General features: G+C 65.3%; 5 protein-coding genes. 4 read left to right on the plus strand and 1 reads right to left on the minus strand.

Features of this window, described 5'->3' with window-relative positions; all coding sequences use genetic code 11:
• Positions 1 to 240 (minus strand): AAA family ATPase (locus tag Q7J58_RS03845; protein WP_304823669.1); only part of this gene is annotated, 240 nt, incomplete at its 3' end.
• A 192-nt stretch (positions 241 to 432) separates the two neighbouring features.
• On the opposite strand from Q7J58_RS03845, the gene speB reads away from it, so the two are divergent.
• The 4 genes from speB (at position 433) to Q7J58_RS03865 (ending at position 3,581) form a co-directional block, all read left to right on the plus strand.
• Positions 433 to 1,380 carry an agmatinase gene (gene speB / locus Q7J58_RS03850; protein ID WP_304823671.1) on the plus strand — a complete coding sequence of 316 codons (948 nt, stop codon included), beginning with the start codon at positions 433 to 435 and terminating at the stop codon, positions 1,378 to 1,380.
• Between the two features lie 2 nt (positions 1,381 to 1,382).
• Positions 1,383 to 2,693 carry an FAD-binding oxidoreductase gene (locus Q7J58_RS03855; protein ID WP_304823673.1) on the plus strand — a complete coding sequence of 437 codons (1,311 nt, stop codon included), beginning with the start codon at positions 1,383 to 1,385 and terminating at the stop codon, positions 2,691 to 2,693.
• 109 nt (positions 2,694 to 2,802) lie between these two features.
• Positions 2,803 to 3,084, plus strand: coding sequence for a DUF1778 domain-containing protein (locus tag Q7J58_RS03860; RefSeq protein ID WP_304823676.1), 282 nt, complete (start codon positions 2,803 to 2,805; stop codon positions 3,082 to 3,084).
• Positions 3,085 to 3,089: 5 nt separating this feature from the next.
• Positions 3,090 to 3,581 (plus strand): GNAT family N-acetyltransferase, encoded by a 492-nt coding sequence (locus tag Q7J58_RS03865; protein ID WP_304823679.1) that lies wholly within the window; start codon positions 3,090 to 3,092, stop codon positions 3,579 to 3,581.
• Positions 3,582 to 3,985: the final 404 nt, after the last annotated feature.

Below are 3,985 nucleotides of genomic sequence, written 5' to 3' on the forward strand. Positions count from 1 at the left end.
CAGCTCGCGGTTGCCCTCGAACAATTCTTTGAGCGTGTCCAGAAACAAACTTTTGCCAAAACGGCGCGGGCGGCTCAAGAAATAATGACCGCCCTCCCGAATCAGACGCAGCGCGTAGGGGGTTTTGTCCACGTAATAACACCCCTCTTCGCGCAGCTTGGCAAAGCCTTGGATGCCGATGGGCAGATTCAGGCGCGTGGCCTGCTCGGGGCTGGCGGGCGAAGGGGGGGTGGGGGTCATGCAGGCATTTTAGGAGTGTGAAACCGATCGGGCGCTGGCGTGACCGTGACGCGCTCGCGGCTGCCTGTCTGTGGCGGTGGACACCCAACCGTCTGCGCAATTGGCCTCACCTGCAACCTCATCTGGCGCTATCGTGTGGGTCCAATCGGGCGGCGCTGTGGTGTGCTGCCCCCTTTTTTGAAGGACCGCGCCATGGCCATGGGGCAATTTGCATACGCCAACAACAGCAACCGTTTTTTGGGCGCCGAGCCGCTGACGGACCAGCCGTTTGCCATTGCGGGGGTGCCGTTTGATGGCGTGGTGACGAACCGGCCCGGGGCGCGCTTTGGCCCGCAGGCCATCCGCGCGGCCAGCCTGATGCTGTGCGACGGCATCCACCCGGTGTTTGATGTGTCGCCGCTGGCCCACCTGGGCGACGCGCTGGACATGCGCCTGCCCAACGCCTCGCCCTTGCCCGAGGTGCGCCGCCACATCGAGGCGCAGGCCGCAGCGCTGATGGCGCGGCACCACTGCGTGTTTCTGGGCGGCGACCATTCCATCACCCTGTCGCTGTTGCGGGCGGCCCAGGCGCAGTACGGCGGCGGCGAGCCGCTGGCTTGCCTGCACTTTGACGCGCATTGCGACACCTGGAGCGACCACTTTGGCGAGCCCTCCGGCCACGGCACCTGGACGTATGAGGCGCTGCAAGAGGGCTTGATCAGCCCGGCGCACACGGTGCAGGTGGGCATCCGCTCCAGCGGCGAGCGGGCCGCCCGCGAATACGTGGCCGACCAAGGCGGGCAGATTTTCACGGCGCGGGCGCTGCGCGGGCTGGACGGCGCGGGCCTGCAACCGGCGCTGGACGCGATCCGCCAGCGCATGGGGCAGAGGCCTTGTTATTTGACGCTGGACATCGACTGCCTGGACCCCGCCTTCGCGCCCGGCACTGGCACGCCCGAGCCGGGCGGGCTGACGAGTTCCCAGGTACTGACGTTTCTGGAAGGCCTGGCCGACCTGAACTGGGTGGGCATGGACTGTGTGGAAGTGGCTCCGGCCTACGACCACGCCGAGCTGACGACGAACGCGGCGGCCACGTTTGTGTGGACGTATCTGAGCGGCCAAGTGGCCAAACAAATGGCCAAACGCAACCGGAGGGGTTGAATATGTTCCAGCGTTCTTTGGTGGGTTCAGACACGCAGCTGAACCAGAAGAGTTACTACGAAGCCAGCGTCACGCGCCCCGAGCCTTGCCCGGCGCTGGAGGGCGCGGTGCAGGCCGATGTGGTGGTGGTGGGCGCGGGCTTTGCCGGCCTGAGCGCGGCGCTGGAACTGGCGCAGCGCGGCCTGAGCGTGGTGGTGCTGGAGGCCGACCGCGTGGGCAGCGGCGCCAGCGGGCGCAACGGCGGGCAGGCCATTGTGGGCTACGCCAGCGGGCAGGGGCCGTTTGAGCAGCAACTCGGCGTGGCCGACGCGCATCGCGCGTGGGACATGTCGCTGCAGGCACTCGACCTGATCGAGCAGCGCATGGCGGCGCACCAGATCGACTGCGACTGGGTGCGCGGCTATGTGTACGTGGCGGACTCGGACCGCAAGGCGCGTGCGCTGCGCGAAGAGGTGGACGGCTTGCAGCAGCGCGGCGTGGTGTGCGACTGGGCCGAAGGCTCGCAGGTGCCGCGCCTGATTGACAGCCCGCGCTACGTGGCCGCTGCCCGCGAAACCCGTTCGGGCCACCTGCACCCGCTGAAATACGCGCTGGGCCTGGCGCGGGCGGCGCAGGCGGCGGGCGTGCGCATTTTTGAACACTCGCCGGTAACGGCCTTGCAGCGCGGGGCGGCGCTGGTGGCCACCACGCCGCAGGGTTTGGTGAAGGCGCGCTTTGGCGTGTTGGCGGGCAACAGCATGCTGGCGCAATACGGCCCACAGGTGGCGCCCGACATTGCGCCACGCATCATGCCGGTGGGTACCTACATCGTGGGCACCGCCCCGCTCGACCCGGCCTTGTGCGAACGCCTGATACCCCGCAACGCGGCGGTGTGCGACAACAACTTTGTGCTCGATTACTTCCGCTTCAGCGCCGACCGCCGCATGCTTTTTGGCGGCCGCGTGAGCTACACCACGCAAACGCCGCGCAACCTGGAAGCGGTGATGCGCCAGCGCATGGGCGCGGTGTTTCCAGCGCTCGAAGACGTGCCCATCGAACACGTGTGGGGCGGTTTTGTGGACATCAGCATGAACCGCGCGCCCGACTTTGGCCGCCTGGGCGACAACCTGTATTACCTGCAAGGTTTCAGCGGCCACGGCGTGGCCCTGACCGGGCTGGCCGGCCAACTGGTGGCCGAAGCCGTGGCCGGACAGGCCGGGCGCTTTGACGTGTTCGCCCGCCTGAAGCACCGCGAATTCCCCGGCGGTGCGCTGCTGCGCACGCCCAGCTTGGCGCTGGGCATGTTGTGGTACCGGTTGCGGGATGTGCTGTAACCGAATAGCGACAGACACCCATGGAGATCACCTTTTTGTGCGCACAAATGGCGCACAAAAAGGTGATAATGGCAAACTTTTCAAAGCCCATGCAACCCTGGAGCCTGTTATGCCAACCACCCTTGCCAAAGACACGCGGCTACACATCCGCTGCGACCAAGACATGCGCCGTCTGCTGGACAAAGCGGCTGCCTATGCCCACATGAGCGTGTCTGAATTTGTGCTGCGGCACGCCGTGGTTCAGGCCCAGTCGGTGGTGCAGGCGCACGAGGCCATCACCCTGACGCAAAACGACTTTGCCGCGTTTTTGGACGCACTCGATGCGCCCGCCCCAGCCAACCCCGCCTTGCAACGCGCCCTGCAACGCCATGCCGAACAAGTTCAGCCGTGAATGGCATGGCCTATGCCATCCGCCCGCTGGGTACCGATGAGGACAGGGCCGGTTTTGCCTGCGGTGAACCGGCGCTGGACGACTACCTGCAACGCCACGCATCGCAAGATGTCAAGCGTGGGGTGGCCCGTGTGTTTGTGGCCTGCCCCGCAGACCAGCCACAGCAGATTGTGGGCTTCTACACCCTGAGCGCCGCCAGCGTGGCCGCCCAGACACTGCCTGAGGCGTGGCGCAAAAAGCTGCCGCGCTACCCTGTGCCAGTGGCCTTGCTGGGCCGCCTGGCCGTTAGTCAGCAGGCGCAAGGTACGGGGTTGGGAGGTATTTTGCTGGCCGATGTCTGCCAGCGTGTGGCCGCAGCCAGCCAGACACTGGCCGTGGTTGCCATCGTGGTCGATGCCAAAACCGAACGGGCCGCCGCGTTCTACCGGCACTTCGGGTTCACCGAACTGCCCGGCCAGCCTGGGCGGTGGATGCTGCCCAAAACGCAGTTCACCTGAAATAAGAGCAAATGATTCAACCCAAAACCGGGGCCAACGCCCCGGCGTGACAGGCAACACAGCACGCATGCAAAGCGTGACAAGATTTTGTTTTCATCTGAATAATCAACAGCTTATTCAAAAACCATTTTGTCAATAGCACCGCTGGTGCAGACGCTGACCCACCATGTGCTGACGGGCCAGCGCCCAGCGGACGCGCTGGCCAGCCTGTTCCTGCGCTGAACACGGATACGCTTTTCACATCCCGCCCAACCGGCCCCACCTGTAGACGGCTGTCAGTTTCCGCGTAAATCTGGCGGCGGTAAACGGTGGCGGAATTTGGTGGCGTAATCCGGTGTCCATTTCTGGTGGCGGATTCTGGGGGCAGTTTTCGGTGCTGGATGCACCAACGACAAGGGCCCCGT

The sequence above is a fragment of the Hydrogenophaga sp. genome (assembly GCF_030656115.1).
In the GTDB taxonomy this organism is placed as follows: domain Bacteria; phylum Pseudomonadota; class Gammaproteobacteria; order Burkholderiales; family Burkholderiaceae_C; genus Hydrogenophaga.

Bases quoted from the DNA above. Each gene is read 5' to 3' on its own strand.
- speB (WP_304823671.1), top strand. From the start codon at position 433: ATGGCCATGGGGCAATTTGCATACGCCAACAACAGCAACCGTTTTTTG.
- Q7J58_RS03855 (WP_304823673.1), top strand. From the start codon at position 1,383: ATGTTCCAGCGTTCTTTGGTGGGTTCAGACACGCAGCTGAACCAGAAG.
- Q7J58_RS03860 (WP_304823676.1), top strand. From the start codon at position 2,803: ATGCCAACCACCCTTGCCAAAGACACGCGGCTACACATCCGCTGCGAC.
- Q7J58_RS03865 (WP_304823679.1), top strand. From the start codon at position 3,090: ATGGCCTATGCCATCCGCCCGCTGGGTACCGATGAGGACAGGGCCGGT.